This window comes from Hymenobacter psoromatis (assembly GCA_001596155.1).
Taxonomy (GTDB): Bacteria; Bacteroidota; Bacteroidia; order Cytophagales; family Hymenobacteraceae; genus Hymenobacter.
This window is the reverse complement of sequence record CP014769.1, coordinates 116,877-131,504: the sequence shown is the minus strand read 5'-3', so window position 1 is coordinate 131,504 and position 14,628 is coordinate 116,877. Positions and strand designations below refer to the sequence as shown.

Genomic DNA, 14,628 nt, shown 5'->3' with positions numbered 1-14,628 from the left:
GTACGTGGGACTACGTACCTAAGCTGTTTAACAGGACTTACGCCCGGCGTGCCAGCCCATATTTCTCGCCAGGTTTCGCTGGGGAAAAATATGGGCTGGCACGCCGGGCGTAAGTCCCGTTACAGACTGGCTGAACGGTCAGACGCGGCTTAGTGCGGCCGGCGGCGGGGCCGTATCAGCCGCGCCGCAGCTCGCCCGTGTCCAGCAGCTGCATGTGCTCCTGGTACTGCTCGGGAGTGATTTGCCCCGACGCGAGGCGCATCCGCAGCACGTCGAGCGGGGTGCCGGGCCGGTGGCGCTGGCCGGGGATGCGGAAGGGAGTAGCAAAAATCCAGACCAGTAGCATAATCCACATGAACCACCAAACGAAGTTCATACCCCAGAAATAATTACCGTACATCATGACTTTTGTGGTTGAGAGTGAGGGAAATGGGAAAAGTGATTGGGTTAGCGAAGCGCGGCGGCTAACGTCAGCGCCGCGCCGGTTTAGCCGCCGGGCCGCTCACGCGGCCAGGTTCACCGGCTAAGCTTCTTGCCCTACAAAGGTGCCAGCTACCCGGCCGCCCGGCCATGACGATTAGCAAGCCGGTAGCTGATTATCGTCATGGCCGGGCGGCCCCGGCGCGGCGCTCTGTAGCAGGTGGTCTGGCTATCCCCCGGATGCGCTTACATTCGTTTCGCTAGGCCGCGGGGCCCTAAAGCCTGTTAGCAGCGCTAGCAGTTGAGAACGGGGGTAGGGCCGGTGGACCAGCCCGCGGCGGTCAGCCGGTGCCTCGCGTTGGCCCTACAGCTCGTGCGGCGCGGGCTGGCCCGCGGCCCAGGCATCGAGGCCGGCCACGACGGCCGTGGCGAGGCTGGTCAGGGCCTCGCGGGTGAGGTAGCCCTGGTGCGCGGTCACGCGCACGTTGGGGTAGGTGAGCAGCTTCGCAAACACTTTGTCGCGTAGCTGGTCCTTCGTGTGGTCAGCAAAAAAGAGCCCTTGCTCCCCCTCGTACACGTCCAGGCCCAGGTAGCCGAGCCGGCCGCTGTCGAGGGCCCGCAGGGCGGCGGCCGTGTCGAGCACGCCGCCCCGGCCGGTGTTGATGAGCATCGCGCCGGGCTTCAGTTGGCCCAATACCTGGTCGTTGAACAGGTGCCGGGTCTGGGCCGTCAGGGGCGTGTGCAGGCTGATAATGTCGGCCTGGGCGCACAGCTCGGGCAGGGCCACGTACTCTAGGTCGTAGCGTCGGCACAGCTCGTCGTTGGGCTGCACGTCTTCGCCCAGCAGCCGGCAGCCGAAGCCGTGCAGGATGCCCGCCAGCACGGCCCCGATGTGCCCTACCCCCACGATGCCCACCGTTTTGCCATATAGCTCAAAGCCAATGAGTTTATCGAGGCAAAAGTCGTTGGCGCGCAGCTGCTGGTCGGCCTGGCGCAGGTGGCGGGCCAGGGCCAGCATCAGGGCCACGGCGTGCTCGGCAATGGCGTGGGGCGAGTAATCGGGCACGTGGGCCACGCGTAGGCCCAGCCGGTGGGCGGCCGGCAGGTCTACCTGGTCGGTGCCGGTGGCGCGCACCAGCACGTAGCGCACGCCGTGCGCCGCCAGCCGCTCCAGGGTGGGGGCCGCCAGGTTATCGTTGGCCGCCACGCTGACCGCCAGCGACCCCTGGGCCAGCGGCACGGTCTGGTCCGCCACATCCGCCTCATAAAAATGCAGCTGGTGCCGGCCCGCGTTGGCTTGCTCCAAAAAGGAGCGCTCAAAGGACATAGTGCTAAAAACGGTGACGTTCATGGTCAAAATAAAAGAGGGTTAACAAACAGTTAAACAACATCTTATGCTATCGCTTAGCGGTGCATGGTTTGCAGGGCATCGTAGAGCACTTTCGGGCTGTGCTGCCCTTTATAAATCGCTGGGGGCTGCTTGTCGAGCTGCAACAGCTCATACACTGCCAGCTGGGCCGAGCGCACGGAATACTCCACGGTAAACACCACATCATCAGGCATTTCGGTGAACTGGCCCAGAAAGGCGAAGTTGGTCGAGCCCGCGGGCACCACCGGCGGCCGGTCGCCGGGGGCGCGGGTCAAAAACTGGCTGGTGATGTAGGGCAGCAGCGCCGGAATGCAGTTGGCCTCGGCGATAATGGCCGGCAGCTGCGCCGTAAAATGCAGGTGATTAAGCAATTCGGTCAGAATCTCCTCGCCCGAGCAGTCGCTCATCTTCTTGGGCACGTAGTTCCCTACCCTATCCGGAAACAGCCCGTAGCCCCAAAACACCGTTACGCCGGCCGGCTGGTTGATAAAGTGCGGCTGGTAGGCCAGCACCACCGACAGCAGCCAGCTGGAATCTTTGAGCGTGACCAGCGCCCCGGTGCCAGCCTGGTTACCCGAGAATTTTTCCATCAAATCGAAAAACAGCGTGCCGTGGCTGGTCACCGTAAACGATTCCCAAATCGACTCATCCAGCCGCTGGTCGAAGACGTAGGGCCGGCCGAAGTCGGAGTATTTCTGGGCCAGGGTTTCCCACAGGGCCCAGGCCCCGTCGCCGGGCGCGGCGTTGAGCACGGGCGCGGTGCTCATGGTGCCCAGCGTCGAGTTGGCCGTCATCGAGCCGTTGGTGACCAGCACCAAATCGTGGGGCTGCACGTCCTGGGTTTGCGACGATTGGTCGCGGGTGTAGTGCACGCGCACTACGGTTTTGGTATCGGCGTGGGGCGCAAAATCCAGGTCCGTTACCTGGCTGCCCAGCCGGAAGTCTACCCCCTGCTCTTGCAGCCACGTCAGGATGGGCAACACGATGGAATCGAACTGGTTATACGGCGTGCGGTCAACGCCCGCCAGCGTGTCGATGCGCGGAAACTCCTGCAAGAAGCGCAGCAAATACCGCTTGAATTCCACCAGACTGTGCCAGGGCTGGAAGGCAAACATGGTGGCCCACATAAACCAGAAATTCGTCTCAAAAAAGCCGGGCTTAAACCACTCATCCACGCGCTTGGTACCGAGCAGGTGCTCGGGCATGGCCAGCAGCTCCACAATGGCGAGCCGGTCGGGCTCGGTGAAACCCATCGAGGTCACGTCCACGATGTGGCCGGCGCGGTCCACCACCCGCGCCAGGGCGTGGGTTTTGAGCTGCTCGTTGAAGGCCATAATATCGTCGCGCACCGACTGGCCCGCGTGCGCCAGCGACGGGATGGAGGCCAGCAACTCGTAGGTGCAGCGGTAGCTGAAGTTCAGCATTCGGCCCCCGCGCATCACGTAGCCCTGGTCGGCCTGCCCGGCCGCGTCGAGGCTGCCGCCGACCAGCTCGGCTTCTTCAAAAATATGAATATTCGCCCCCGGTAGCTGCCCGTCACGAAGGAGAAAAGCCGCTGCGGCCAGCGAGGCAATGCCGCCGCCCACCAGGTAGGCGTGGCGGGCGGCGGGCGAAATAGACTGGGTCATAAACTTGGTGGGTGAAAAAGCTTCCCTCCCTAGCGCTTTGATAGTCAAGCGTAAGGCGGTGGGCCTGAGAGGCTGCAAGGTTCCATTAGCCACCCGGCCCAGCCCATGATTAAAATCAGGCAGTAGGGCTGATACTAAACATAGCAAGGGGCCAGCTACGCCCGGTTCTTTGCCAGCGTTTCCCTACCCCCTTACAAAATGACGCTCTCGCTGCTGGTACTCACCGATTTTTTCCAACCCGCCGACCACGCCCTGGCCTACGCCGACGCGCTGGCCGGGGCCATCGGCGCGCAACTGGTGCTGCTGCACGTGCGCCGCGACTCGCTCCTAGACCCTGAGCACCTCACCGGCCGGGTAGATAAGCTCAGCCAGGCGGCCATCGACCTGGCGCTCGAAAGCCTGACGCGAGAGCTTACCGCGCCCGTAGTGGCCGAAGCGGCGCACGGCCGGGTAGCCGAAGCAGTGGCCGATGCCTTGCGCCGCCACCAGCCCGCGCTGGTCGTCCTCGGCCACCGCAACACCGACGCCACGCCCGACGCGCTGGTGTCGAGCGCCGCACTGGACATCTTACGCAACGCCCCGCAGCCCATGCTGGTGGTGCCCGCCCCCACCCGCCCCATCATCCCGCACCGCGTGCTATGGGCCCTCGATGCTGAAGTGGTTAGCCTGGGCACGCACGCGAGCCTCGTCCGGCACCTGCTCGATGCGCTGCCTGCGGAGCTGACCGTGCTGCACGTCGGCTCCGATGAGGCGAGCGCGGCGGCCGGCACGGCCGCCGCCCGCGAGGCGCTGGAGCGCACGGGCCTCGCCCTGGACCTGACTACCGGCCTGCGCACCCAAAGCCTGGTGCACGCTACGCCGGCGGGCGGCATCTTGCAGGCCGTGGCCGGCGGCGGGTTCGATTGGGTAGTACTGGTGGCGCGCCCCCGCAGCTTCCTGGGCGAGTTGTTTCACCGCAGCGTAACGGTGCACGTGCTGCTGCATAGCCCAATACCCGTGCTGGTGCTGCCCGCCGCGTAGCGCCGGGCGGGGCGGTTAGAGACCAACGAAAGCCCAGAACCTGACCAAGGTGAGAAAAGCGCCGGACAAAGGCCTGTCCGTAACTGAAACGGTAGGGCCTAACCAGCACCAGTTTCTCTCGCGTCAAACGCTACCGCAAGCATTTGCAAGCGGCAATGTGCTAACACAATGGTCCAAATGGGTTTAGTATAATTTTAGCCCCCGCTGCCACAAGAAGACCAAATCCACCGCGAGAGTAAGCGCAGCATTTTTGTTAATTGTAAATTATTTTCGATTATGGTAAATTTATTGTAACTTTGTCGTGTTAGCCACTAAAAAGCCAACTATGAGATAGGAAATAAAATAAATTAATAAACAGATTATGAATGTATTAAGCAAAGAAAAAGTAAGAAGATATGCTATTGAACACCTAGACGTAGCGAATGCTATTCTGGAACTCTACGACGATATGAGCGCCGCGAATTGGGCCAATGCCGCTGAAATAAAGGCTTTTGACCCGAGCGCTACCCACGTTGGGAACAACCGTTGGGTTTTTAATTTATTGCGCAACCGCTACCGCGTGGTTGTCAAGATTAATTACTCACAGTTGCCCGCATTTACCGGCCAGATTTTTATCCGCTTCATCGGCACGCACGCGGAGTATGACCGCATTACTGACATAGCGAATTTGTAAGCTAAGAAATTATCTCTTAGTAAATTGTAAATTTTAAAAACTGTAAAAATGACTATCCAAAATGATGCAGCGTACCAAGTGGGTATGAGCCGCTTGGAAGCCCTCGATAGTAACAACCCCGATAACCTATCGGAAATGGAAGCGCTGGGCAATGCCCTCGAAGCGTATGAAGATAGCCACGGCCACGCGCCAGTACGGCCGGATTCGCTCATTTTTCGCATGGAGCGCTATATGTTTGAGCACCGCCTAAAAAAGCAGGACCTGGCGCAGTTACTCGGTATTACGAACAGCCGCCTAAGTGAAGTGCTCAATGGCAAGCGGGCCGTGAACATGGACTTAGGCCGGCGCTTACACGCCAAGCTTCAAATTCCTGCTGAATTTGTGCTGATGCACGCCTAGCAATATCTTGTTAGACAATCAAAAGCCTTGTTTATAAAGCGGGGCTTTTATTTTTTAATGTCAGATTCTGGGGGTAAAGCCCTCGCCTTTAGGCGAAGGCTTTAGCTCAACTTAGCAGGAGAACGATGTTGAGTGAGCCGAAGCGTTTGCTACTACTGCCCAACTTTAGTCGGCTTCAGCCGAATCTAATTCTATCGGCTTACAGCCGGTAGTAGTTTAATCAGGTTCGGATACTTGCGGAACTGGTGCCGGGAGAAGGTGGTAATCGTCTTGCGCTTGCGCTGCCGAATGAGCAAGTTATTGGCCGCCAGTAGATTAAATAAGGCATCGCGGCCCAGCTTAATGCCTTGACTGACCAATGGCTCCTTCAGCAGATAGTACAGCTTCTTGCCACCCATGCGGGGGTGGTCTTCCCGCACCTGGGCCACCAGCTCCAACACGCGCTGGTCGCGCTCTTCGCTGGTGAATTGCTGATTCTCGTGTTGGTAGTACGCCTGCCGGCTGAACCTAAATAGCCCGCTCATCCGCCGCAGGCAAAACCGCGGATGGCTTACTCGCAGGAGTTGGACTACTTGGTAACGGACTTTTTTTCGAGGCTCACCCCGAGTTCCTGCTCGGCGACGCGGATAACGGTTTTGGAGAGCATCAAAAAGTGTGGGGCAGGCAAAATCACCCTGCTCTTGGCCACTGCCAATAGAACCACTATTGATACGTGCTTAGGCCGTCTGCCCCACACTTTTTGATGCTCTCACGCTCCTTAACGCAATCTAGAACGGGTAGCAAAAACGAACGTTAAGACTATCATTTCGCCCTCTTACCAAGTAATGCCCTATCAACCAGCGCGCTAAACATGGAGATTAGCTAGTTGCGCGGCTGAGTCGGAGGTTTTACCCTACTTGTTTAACAACACCCCCCTTACCGTATTTCTTTGTCCAGTTACTCGTATGATTGCTTAGAAGCTGTTTAAGTTAACTTTGTGGCTGATTTAATCGTGACAATCACTAATGAGAATAAAAAAATATACCTCCGACCTGGACCTGGCTGATTGGCAACGCATCGAGCCGTTAATTACGGTGCGGCGGCGCAGCAAATGGCCCTTGCAAGAAGTACTAAATGGCATTTTATACGTGCTCAAAAATGGGTGTGGCTGGCGCGATTTGCCCGGCGAGTTCCCCTGCTGGAATACGGTCCACTACTACTTCGCCAAGTGGGGCAAGGACGGCACGTGGGAAAACATAAATCTTTGCTTAGTAGTTGATTACCGCGAAAAATACCCCGCCGCTGAAAAAAAAAGCTGAACCCACCACCCTCATCCTCGACTCGCAAAGCGTCAAAAACTCGGCCACTGGCACGGAAGCCGTCGGCTTCGATGGCGGCAAATTAATCAAAGGCCGCAAGCGGTTTGTCCTTATCGACACCACGGGGGCCACCCTGGCCACGCTCGTGCTGCCGGCGAACGCCCACGACGGGCAAAGTGCCCTGGCCTGGTGGGCGAAACTGGCCCACCATCCCCTGCTGAAGCAGGTCAAAAGAATCTTCATTGATGGCGGATTTCGCGGGGAGTTTGTCGAGCAAATGGCCAAATTATATGGGATTGAAGTCCTCGTGCCCCAAAAAGTAGTTCGCCAAGTGGGCAAATTCTGTATTCACGCGACGCGCTGGCTAGTTGAACGAAGCATCAGCTGGCTAACCAATAACCGCAGACTAGGAACTGTTCTCAATTAAGGTACAGTGTAATGACACGTAAGCAGATAAATGAATCGAATGTTCGGTCTAGTTTATCATAGCGTGTGGCAATGCGTCGGAATTGCTTGAACTTACTGAAGGTCTGTTCAATGTGATGGCGTTTCCGATACGCCAAGGGGTCGAAATGCGGCGGGTTGTTCCGGCGCGGGTTCGGTTTGATAACCGCATTGGCCCTGGCTTCGGCAATTAGCGCGCGCAAGGTATCGCTGTCGTAGGCGGCATCGCCCAGCACCTCTTGGGCCGGGGCTACCCACGGCGCGAGCAAGGAAGCCGCCGCTGGCGCGTCCCCCGCCTGCCCGGCCGTGACCTGCCAGCCTAACACGTCCCCGGCCCCGTCACTCACCAAATGAATTTTGCTCGTATTCCCACCCCGGCTACGACCTACTCCCTGTTCGCCGTTTTTTTTTCAGCCCCCGTCCCGTGCTGATGCACCCGAATCACCGTGGAATCCACCTGCACTTGGCGTTGCTGGGAACGCGGAATCTGGCGCTTGTTGCGTATCAACCAAGCTGTTGCCAATTCCCACGTCCCTTTATCCCGCCACCGAGCAAACCGCACGTACACCCGGTGCCACTGGCCCAAGTGGGGTGGCAGGTCGCGCCAAGGAGCACCGGTGCGGCCCAGCCACAACACTGCTTCCACGAAGCCCCGCGTGTCCGTAGCTGTCACACCACAGTCCCCGGCTTGCCCTGGCAAAAGAGGCGATAACTCCTGCCACATGGCATCAGTCAATAACGTGCGGTCTGCGTTCATGGAAATATAAACAACTCCTTAATTGAGAACAGTTCCTAGGCTTCCGGCACGGGGACGCTGGCTTCCGGGTATTGGTCTAGTAACTGGCTCAGCGCTTGGTTGACCAGTCGGCTGCGGGTCTGCCGGCACCAGTAGCTGACGCGCTCCAAGCGCGTGACCAGGTCGGGGTGGATGGAATAGGTTTGCTTGGTCGGCTGCACCGCCACAACCGCAGGAGGAGGCGCCGCGGCCGCCGTCGGTGCCGCCGCCGCAGTAGCCCGGTACCGGGTTTCGAGATACTGCACCAGCGCCGCGAGGCCATCTGTGGAGAAGCTGGCTGGTCCGTCGCCGAACCGGAAGAGCGGCAATTGCAGGTCATCAAAGGCCTGGTGCCACTGCGCCTCCACTACAAAGGGGTAGGCCGCTCCCAGAATCTGGTGCGCAGTGGCCATCGCCTGGGAGCGCAGGAAAGGAGAGGCCTGGGCGAAGGGCAAACCAGTTAGGCCTTCAGGGGGAACTACGGACATGAGAAGCGGAACGATAAAAGCAAGTAGCCAGGCGGAACTGTCCTACCCCGTTAGCCGGCTCGGTGGTGGAAACCCGCCAGGATTGCGTAGAAATGGCTAGCGCAAAACAGCGGGCAGGTATCCCTAACGCAGTCTGAGTGAGCGGCTACGCTACCCGCCAGGTGGGCAAAAAGACAGGGGCCTACTCGTGCTAAATCACTGTTGTAAGATGCAGCAAATTAGGCTCCGAAAGCTGCATTATGCAAGATAAAATTTAGCAATTTGCAGTAAAATACAGATTTACAGGCCGGTAATTTCGCTTGATTTTCCGGATAGTCATGTACTTTGCTAAAAACCTGCGCTTTTTACGGCGGCGCGCTGAACTATCGCAGTCCGAACTGGGCGACCAGCTCGCCACGGATTACAACACGATTAGCCGCTACGAGAATGGCAAGTCCACGCCCAAGCTCGATGCACTGACCAAGTTGGCTCAGATATTTCAGGTAAGTATTGAAGCGCTCCGGAGCCAGGACCTTACCCAGCAGTTGGCGCCGGCCGCACCGGGGGGTATAAGCAAAGCCAGCGAGGGTAGCGCGCCCAAAGGCGAAGGCCTGCCCCGGCCGGCAAAGCACCCGCTTGTGGTATCGGTCGAGCTGGATGGTACGGGGGCGGGCCTGGCGCGGGTCGTGGCCCGGCTGACGGCTATCAACGAGGTAGTGGCCGATACGGATTAGTGCTACTGGGTAAGCCACAGACTGGTCCGCCAGTTCAAGGAGGTACTACTGGAGAGCATCAAAAAGTGTGGGGCAGTCGCGGTCACCAATCTTTTGAAACCTGTCGGCGAAAGCTCTGCCGTTGGTCGCTGGTCCAACTGCCCCACACTTTTTGATGCTCTCCAACTTAGTGCCCTAAACTGTCCAGCGTAACTGGACCACGTCAAGTTAACTGACCAACTGACCGGCCCCCAACTTGTGCGCCGCGAGGCCCTGCACAAGTTGGGGGCCTATGCCTTGGTTTGCCCCGGTGACCAAAGTGACAAGCTTATCGTGCCTAAGCGTTTCTTAGCTGGTTCCCAGCCAGCAAGAGAAGGTTTGATTCTAGTAACTTTGTGGGATGACTAGTAATTCAGCCTCTGAGTGGCCAGCTTTCCCCCTTGATGAGTTAAAGCTGCAAGGCTTCAAAGCGTACAAAATTACGGAACCTGTCCATTCTTCCCCAACTTCTAGCCGCCGGGATTTTTATAAAATAGTGCTGGTAACCGGTCAGATGACCATCTGCCACGGGGAGGAAAGTACGCGACTGGATGGCACCTTTTTATTTCTTGGCAATCCGCTAGTGCCGAATTCGGCGGTGCATCATTCTACCAAAAACAACGGGTATGCTTGTCTGTTCACCGATGCTTTCCTAGCGGGCAGAAAGCACTCGGCAGGACTACAGCAGTCCCCCTTATTTCATATAGGTGCCCCCCCCATTATTCTGCTAAATGACGAACAAGCGGCGTTCATGACGGCTCTTTTTCAGCAGCTACTGGCGGTGCATAATGGGGGCTATGCGCATAAAGATGAGCTGATTAAAACCTATCTGGCCCTCCTTATCCAGGAAGCCCTGCGGATGCAGTCGTCACCAAAGGGGCTGCCCCAAAAAAACGCCGCCGGGCGGATTACCCAGCTGTTTCTAGAACTGCTGGAAAGGCAATTTCCCATCGAAAGCCCCGCCCATCCGCTGCGCCTGCGAACGGCCCAAAGCTATGCCAGTAGCCTTTCGGTGCACGTCAACTACCTCAATCGTTCGGTGAAGGAAGTCACCGGCAAACCGACCTCCGTCCACATTGCGGAGCGCCTGGTTCTGGAGGCCAAAGCGCTGCTGCAACATACGACGTGGAGCATCGCTGACATTGCCGACGGGCTGGGCTTCGAATACTCCACTTATTTTAATAATTACTTCAAGCGCGTGACCGGCCTCATCCCGACCTCATACCGAGCGCGTAAAGTTTGATAATCATACTTTTTGGTTTGATTATCATTAACCAGCAATCTCCGGGCAAGTGAAACTTTGCGTTATCAAAAAGCGGCCAGTAGTACCGCCGGCCGGTAACCCACGCAACGACATGAACCCAACCCCCACCACCTCGCCGCCGGCCCCTGGCCGGGGCGAGGCCGCTGCCAGCGACGCTACGCCCGTCATCTCCATCAGCCCGGTAGTGCTCGCGGCACCGGGGCGCGTCGCCGCGCTGCACCTGCGCATCTCCGCGCCTGCCACCGGGCAGGCGCTGCCCATCCTACTGCTCTCGCACGGTCATGGCCGGTCGAATAACCTCGCCTCGCTGAACGGCAACGCGCCACTGGCCAATTACTGGGCGGCGCACGGCTTCGTCGTAATCCAGCCGACCCATCTGGATTCCAAAACCTTGGATTTGGGCCCGGAAACGCCCGGTTGGCCCTTGTTTTGGCGGTCCCGCGTGGAAGACATGACGCACATCATCGACCAACTCGCCGACCTGGAAGCGTCTGTTCCGCTGCTCAGCGGGCGTCTGGACCACACGCGGATTGCGGTCGCGGGCATCTCCCTGGGCGGTCACACGGCTGGCATGCTGCTAGGGGCGCAGCTGACCGACCCGGCAAACGGCGAGGTGGTAACGCTGGCCGAGCCGCGCATCAAAGCGGGGGTGCTGTTGTCGGCGCCTGGCGCTGGCGGGGTGGCCCTCAGTGCGTTTGCCACGGAGAATTTTTCCTTCTTCCGGCAGCCCAGCTTCGCCGAGATGACGACGCCGGCCCTCGTGGTGATGGGCGACCAGGATAGCTCGCCCCACCTCACGACGCGCGGGGCAGATTGGCACGCCGACCCCTATAACCTGAGCCCCAGCCCTAAATGCTTGGTGACGGTAGTGGGCGGCGAGCATTTGCTCGGGGGCATTACGGGCTATGATGTGGCGGAAACGACGGATGAAAACCCTGAGCGCGTGGCGCTGGTTCAGCAGCTTACGTGGGCTTACCTACGCACCACGCTCTACCCCGAAGACTCCGCCTGGCCCGTAGCGTGTGCTGCGTTGCAGGACAGCCCTGCTCCGCAGGGCCGGGTAGTATGTAAATAAGCGCTTTAGCCGGATTACCCCCAAAAAAGGGCCGCTGCTGAGCAGCTCTTTTTTGCGGGGTAATCCGGCTAGAGAAGGAGCCTTTAGAATGGTTAATGCTTCACACGTAGAAGCTGGCTATTGCTTTTTCCAACGCCTTTTCCTTCAGGTCGGGCATATTGACGCCTTCCACCCGAACGACGGTCAGGTCGGTCATGCCCAGGAAGCCCAGGATAGTTTTTAGGTAGGGAGACACAAAATCGGCACTTGCCCAGGGGCCTTCGGAATAAACGGCCCCGCTGGCCATTGCCACGTACACTTTTTTACCTTTCACCAGCCCTTCGGCCCCGGTGGCCGAGTACCGAAACGTGACGCCGGCGCGGGCGATGTGGTCAATCCACGCCTTGAGCGTCGAGGGGATGCCGAAATTGTAGAGCGGTGCCCCAATCACGATAGTGTCGGCGGCCATGATTTCGGTAATGGCCTCGTCGGAGTGGCGAATGGCCTGCTGCTGCTCGGGGCTGCGATGCTCCGTAGGGGTGAAGAACGACTTCAATTGGGCCTCTTCCAGGTGCGGGAAGGGCTTGTTAGCGAGGTCATGCACCCGCACGGTGCTACCGGGGTTGGCCGCCACGAGCTTGGCTACCATCGCGTTGCTGAGTTGGTTGCTGTACGAATCGGTCCCGCGGGGGCTGGATAGGATTTGGAGTATCTGCACGGCAGAAAATAAAAATAGGGTGACTAAAAAGAGGAAATGATTAAAGAGGCAATCAACTTATTTGAAGGCTATACTGGAAGCAAAAAACCCATTTCACCTCGTTGCTGGCGCTGGCGCGTCTCCTGCATTTGTTGTTGAGTGGTCATCACAAAAGGCCCGCCGTAAATAATAGGCTCGTGGTGCGGGGTGCCGGAAGCAAACATAAAATTTGCGTTATCCCCGCTCGTCGTTACCACTATGCTCTCGCCCTCATCAGCAAACTTAACCAGACTGCGACCGGCTATTTCTTTACCATTTATCACAATCCTGCCCGAAATCAAGTAGATAAAGGTCATTTCCATAGCTGCTAATTCAAGGACAGCATTTGGTTGCATGGCGACATCAAAAAGCAACGTTTCGGTCACCAGTTTCAGGGGCGATTGCAAATCCTGGTAGTTGCCCTGGATTACCCGCAGCAGAACCTGCTCGGTTTTGAACTCGGGTACCTCTTTTGCAGGCAGATGCAGGGCTTTCGGCTCCACCAACCGGTCCTTGGCACCATGATTTATCCAAATCTGAAAAGCGTGGCAATTGGTACCAGGAATTTCCGGTAATTCATCGTGATAAATACCGCTTCCCGTCTGCGTTACCTGGACACCGCCGGGGCCAATAATAGTGTGGTCGCCCAGACTATCCCGGTTCAGAAAGGAGCCTTTGCTATCCGGCAGCACATACGTCATAACCGAAACTCCCGCGTGCGCATGAGGCCCGAAAACGGACCGGTCCATGTAAAATTCCCCAAATACCAAATAAGGTTCGGTGTTATATTCCGCGTTCATCACGCCGGTAGAAGTAAAACCCGGGGTTTGTTCTGCTAAATGCAGGGAAGCTATTTTCTTGATTTTCTTCTCCATTTTATTTTGTAAATATTTCTATTAAATCGTGGCTGATAATTAGGAATTTGCTAACGCGCGGGCTAGCCTGTGCCAGGCCCTGGGTTCTTTACTAAAAGCCTGCTTCTAAAAGACTCAGGCAAAATTACTCCGGTGCAAGAGCCTCTATACCATAGGTTTCATGGAGGAAACCAGTTTCCTCCATGAAACCTAGCGCAGAGCAGCAGCATGGCAAAACCCCGGAAGAATATGACTGGGAAAGGGAATAGTTACTCCCACCGACTTGTAGCAGCCTCCTGAACGGGAGCCATGTTACCTACCCTAGTGAAACCAACGGCAGGTATCCTGTGGAGTAGCCCAGTGAATGGCCGTTTGTCGGGCTTCACCCAAGGTGCGCCGGACCGAACCTCGGCTGACGATTTATTTGCACCCGACCCGCAGCAAGGTCTGTAGCTCAGCTACTAGGGCGCTCGGCTGGGCAGCCACCTGCGCACCTAGCCCGGCCTGCGCTGCCGCATCCTACCCAAGCGGGTTTTGAACCGAAGGGAATGCCAAAAGTCTCCGCCTATGGCAATTGGAAGTTAATTGGCCGGCTTAAGTTGCAACTGTAACTCAGGGTAAGCCTCAGACTTCGCTTCCTTGCCGTTCAGGCCGCTGATTCACCCTTATCCGGTGCTGGATGCCCCAGGTAGCCATTTGGTCAATGATAGGCTTGAGCGAATGCCCATATTCGGTAAGCTCATATTCCACCATGATGGGCTTCGTATTCAGCACGATCCGTTTAACGAGCCCATTTAGCTCCAGATGCTGCAATTCGCTGGAAAGCATCTTGGCGGCGATGCCTTCTACATGACCGATGAGTTCCATGAAGCGCTTTTTGCCGAAGATGAGGGAGCCGATGATACGCATTTTCCATTTGCCGGAAAGAAGGTCCATCGAGTCCCGCAGCCCCGTTAAATAGATCGGACAATAGGCTTCGTTACTAGTTTTATTTTCTTCCATTGTTTCAATAGGTTTCTCGAAAAAACAGGTTTCCTCAGGTAAGCCCCTTACGAAACCTAACGACTATGAACTGGAAGTCCACAGGTTTGATAGCGAATGAAATTCAGCGGTTTCGGCTAAAGCCGACTGGAAGGCCGCCACTGAAAGTGGGCTACTCCAGAATGAAATTCTCCTCCTCATTGGGATAGTCTTTGTGCTGATTCGAATACGCCTACAAGAGTTCGTCCGTGATGTTATCCACACTCCACGCCCCGTAGCCAATACCCTAGAAATGCCCGCCCCAGTACCGCCGCTTGAGTTCGGGAAACTCCGGCAACAGCAACTTGGCGCTTCGTCTTTTTAGCCGCATTAACTCGCTCAGGCTCACCGAAGGCGGATTGGGTACGTGCAAATGAGTGTGGTCTTTGCTTACTACCCCTTTTAGAATCTGCACGTCCAGCGCGTTGCAGGCCGGCCGCAATAGGTTCCGGCAG

Annotated in this window: 18 protein-coding genes; 8 read left to right on the top strand and 10 right to left on the bottom strand. The window is 57.4% G+C overall.

What is annotated here, in order from left to right:
- Positions 1–175: 175 nt before the first annotated feature.
- The 3 genes from A0257_22960 to A0257_22950 all read right to left on the bottom strand — a co-directional run bounded on the left by A0257_22960 (position 176) and on the right by A0257_22950 (position 3,417).
- Complete coding sequence (locus A0257_22960; protein ID AMR25551.1) at positions 176–403, bottom strand: hypothetical protein; 228 nt, start codon at positions 401–403, stop codon at positions 176–178.
- A gap of 381 nt (positions 404–784) precedes the next feature.
- On the bottom strand, positions 785–1,771 hold the full coding sequence (locus A0257_22955) for a hypothetical protein (GenBank protein ID AMR25550.1): 987 nt from the start codon (positions 1,769–1,771) through the stop codon (positions 785–787).
- Positions 1,772–1,824: 53 nt separating this feature from the next.
- Positions 1,825–3,417, bottom strand: a complete 1,593-nt coding sequence (locus A0257_22950; protein AMR25549.1) for an oleate hydratase — start codon at positions 3,415–3,417, stop codon at positions 1,825–1,827.
- Between the two features lie 198 nt (positions 3,418–3,615).
- Between A0257_22950 and A0257_22945 the strand changes: the two genes are divergently transcribed.
- From A0257_22945 to A0257_22935, 3 genes are all read left to right on the top strand, one after another.
- Entirely contained in the window at positions 3,616–4,437 is an 822-nt protein-coding gene (locus tag A0257_22945) for a hypothetical protein (GenBank protein ID AMR25548.1), read from the top strand.
- 448 nt (positions 4,438–4,885) lie between these two features.
- Complete coding sequence (locus tag A0257_22940) at positions 4,886–5,110, top strand: hypothetical protein (protein AMR25547.1); 225 nt, start codon at positions 4,886–4,888, stop codon at positions 5,108–5,110.
- A 48-nt stretch (positions 5,111–5,158) separates the two neighbouring features.
- Entirely contained in the window at positions 5,159–5,509 is a 351-nt protein-coding gene (locus A0257_22935) for a hypothetical protein (GenBank protein ID AMR25546.1), read from the top strand.
- A gap of 191 nt (positions 5,510–5,700) precedes the next feature.
- Here the strand turns inward: A0257_22935 and A0257_22930 are convergent, their stop codons facing one another.
- Positions 5,701–6,033, bottom strand: a complete 333-nt coding sequence (locus A0257_22930) for a hypothetical protein (protein AMR25545.1) — start codon at positions 6,031–6,033, stop codon at positions 5,701–5,703.
- 480 nt (positions 6,034–6,513) lie between these two features.
- On the opposite strand from A0257_22930, the gene A0257_22925 reads away from it, so the two are divergent.
- Both A0257_22925 and A0257_22920 read left to right on the top strand, forming a co-directional pair.
- Positions 6,514–6,807: a hypothetical protein gene (locus A0257_22925; GenBank protein ID AMR25544.1), complete on the top strand. Its 294-nt coding sequence runs from the start codon at positions 6,514–6,516 to the stop codon at positions 6,805–6,807.
- Positions 6,764–7,234 (top strand): hypothetical protein, encoded by a 471-nt coding sequence (locus A0257_22920; GenBank protein ID AMR25543.1) that lies wholly within the window; start codon positions 6,764–6,766, stop codon positions 7,232–7,234. Before A0257_22925 ends, A0257_22920 begins: the two co-directional genes overlap by 44 nt.
- Here A0257_22920 and A0257_22915 read toward each other — a convergent pair.
- Genes A0257_22915 through A0257_22905 form a run of 3 tightly spaced genes read right to left on the bottom strand, consistent with a single transcriptional unit; the run spans position 7,227 to position 8,439 of the window.
- The gene (locus A0257_22915; GenBank protein ID AMR25542.1) at positions 7,227–7,601 is read right to left on the bottom strand and encodes a hypothetical protein; all 375 of its coding nucleotides are present in this window, start codon (positions 7,599–7,601) and stop codon (positions 7,227–7,229) included. The two genes, A0257_22920 and A0257_22915, sit on opposite strands and share 8 nt — an antisense overlap.
- A gap of 35 nt (positions 7,602–7,636) precedes the next feature.
- Positions 7,637–8,008 (bottom strand): transposase, encoded by a 372-nt coding sequence (locus A0257_22910; protein AMR25541.1) that lies wholly within the window; start codon positions 8,006–8,008, stop codon positions 7,637–7,639.
- A 35-nt stretch (positions 8,009–8,043) separates the two neighbouring features.
- Positions 8,044–8,439 carry a hypothetical protein gene (locus A0257_22905; protein ID AMR25540.1) on the bottom strand — a complete coding sequence of 132 codons (396 nt, stop codon included), beginning with the start codon at positions 8,437–8,439 and terminating at the stop codon, positions 8,044–8,046.
- 392 nt (positions 8,440–8,831) lie between these two features.
- Between A0257_22905 and A0257_22900 the strand changes: the two genes are divergently transcribed.
- The 3 genes from A0257_22900 (at position 8,832) to A0257_22890 (ending at position 11,584) form a co-directional block, all read left to right on the top strand.
- On the top strand, positions 8,832–9,227 hold the full coding sequence (locus A0257_22900) for a hypothetical protein (GenBank protein ID AMR25539.1): 396 nt from the start codon (positions 8,832–8,834) through the stop codon (positions 9,225–9,227).
- Positions 9,228–9,606: 379 nt separating this feature from the next.
- Complete coding sequence (locus A0257_22895; protein AMR25538.1) at positions 9,607–10,488, top strand: transcriptional regulator; 882 nt, start codon at positions 9,607–9,609, stop codon at positions 10,486–10,488.
- 112 nt (positions 10,489–10,600) lie between these two features.
- A complete protein-coding gene (locus A0257_22890; protein ID AMR25612.1) occupies positions 10,601–11,584 on the top strand; it encodes a chlorophyllase in 984 nt (327 codons plus the stop codon).
- A 100-nt stretch (positions 11,585–11,684) separates the two neighbouring features.
- Here A0257_22890 and A0257_22885 read toward each other — a convergent pair whose 3' ends face one another.
- The 3 genes from A0257_22885 to A0257_22875 form a co-directional block, all read right to left on the bottom strand.
- Positions 11,685–12,281: an FMN-dependent NADH-azoreductase gene (locus A0257_22885; GenBank protein ID AMR25537.1), complete on the bottom strand. Its 597-nt coding sequence runs from the start codon at positions 12,279–12,281 to the stop codon at positions 11,685–11,687.
- 68 nt (positions 12,282–12,349) lie between these two features.
- Positions 12,350–13,174, bottom strand: coding sequence for a hypothetical protein (locus A0257_22880; GenBank protein AMR25536.1), 825 nt, complete (start codon positions 13,172–13,174; stop codon positions 12,350–12,352).
- A 603-nt stretch (positions 13,175–13,777) separates the two neighbouring features.
- Positions 13,778–14,155, bottom strand: a complete 378-nt coding sequence (locus A0257_22875) for a hypothetical protein (GenBank protein AMR25535.1) — start codon at positions 14,153–14,155, stop codon at positions 13,778–13,780.
- Between the last annotated feature and the right edge of the window lie 473 nt (positions 14,156–14,628).

Excerpts from the sequence above, each read along its gene's own strand:
- A0257_22960 (AMR25551.1), bottom strand. The coding sequence starts at position 403 with ATGATGTACGGTAATTATTTCTGGGGTATGAACTTCGTTTGGTGGTTC.
- A0257_22955 (AMR25550.1), bottom strand. The coding sequence starts at position 1,771 with ATGAACGTCACCGTTTTTAGCACTATGTCCTTTGAGCGCTCCTTTTTG.
- A0257_22950 (AMR25549.1), bottom strand. The coding sequence starts at position 3,417 with ATGACCCAGTCTATTTCGCCCGCCGCCCGCCACGCCTACCTGGTGGGC.
- A0257_22945 (AMR25548.1), top strand. The coding sequence starts at position 3,616 with ATGACGCTCTCGCTGCTGGTACTCACCGATTTTTTCCAACCCGCCGAC.
- A0257_22940 (AMR25547.1), top strand. The coding sequence starts at position 4,886 with ATGAGCGCCGCGAATTGGGCCAATGCCGCTGAAATAAAGGCTTTTGAC.
- A0257_22935 (AMR25546.1), top strand. The coding sequence starts at position 5,159 with ATGACTATCCAAAATGATGCAGCGTACCAAGTGGGTATGAGCCGCTTG.
- A0257_22930 (AMR25545.1), bottom strand. The coding sequence starts at position 6,033 with ATGAGCGGGCTATTTAGGTTCAGCCGGCAGGCGTACTACCAACACGAG.
- A0257_22925 (AMR25544.1), top strand. The coding sequence starts at position 6,514 with ATGAGAATAAAAAAATATACCTCCGACCTGGACCTGGCTGATTGGCAA.
- A0257_22910 (AMR25541.1), bottom strand. The coding sequence starts at position 8,008 with ATGAACGCAGACCGCACGTTATTGACTGATGCCATGTGGCAGGAGTTA.
- A0257_22905 (AMR25540.1), bottom strand. The coding sequence starts at position 8,439 with ATGGCCACTGCGCACCAGATTCTGGGAGCGGCCTACCCCTTTGTAGTG.
- A0257_22900 (AMR25539.1), top strand. The coding sequence starts at position 8,832 with ATGTACTTTGCTAAAAACCTGCGCTTTTTACGGCGGCGCGCTGAACTA.
- A0257_22895 (AMR25538.1), top strand. The coding sequence starts at position 9,607 with ATGACTAGTAATTCAGCCTCTGAGTGGCCAGCTTTCCCCCTTGATGAG.
- A0257_22890 (AMR25612.1), top strand. The coding sequence starts at position 10,601 with ATGAACCCAACCCCCACCACCTCGCCGCCGGCCCCTGGCCGGGGCGAG.
- A0257_22880 (AMR25536.1), bottom strand. The coding sequence starts at position 13,174 with ATGGAGAAGAAAATCAAGAAAATAGCTTCCCTGCATTTAGCAGAACAA.
- A0257_22875 (AMR25535.1), bottom strand. The coding sequence starts at position 14,155 with ATGGAAGAAAATAAAACTAGTAACGAAGCCTATTGTCCGATCTATTTA.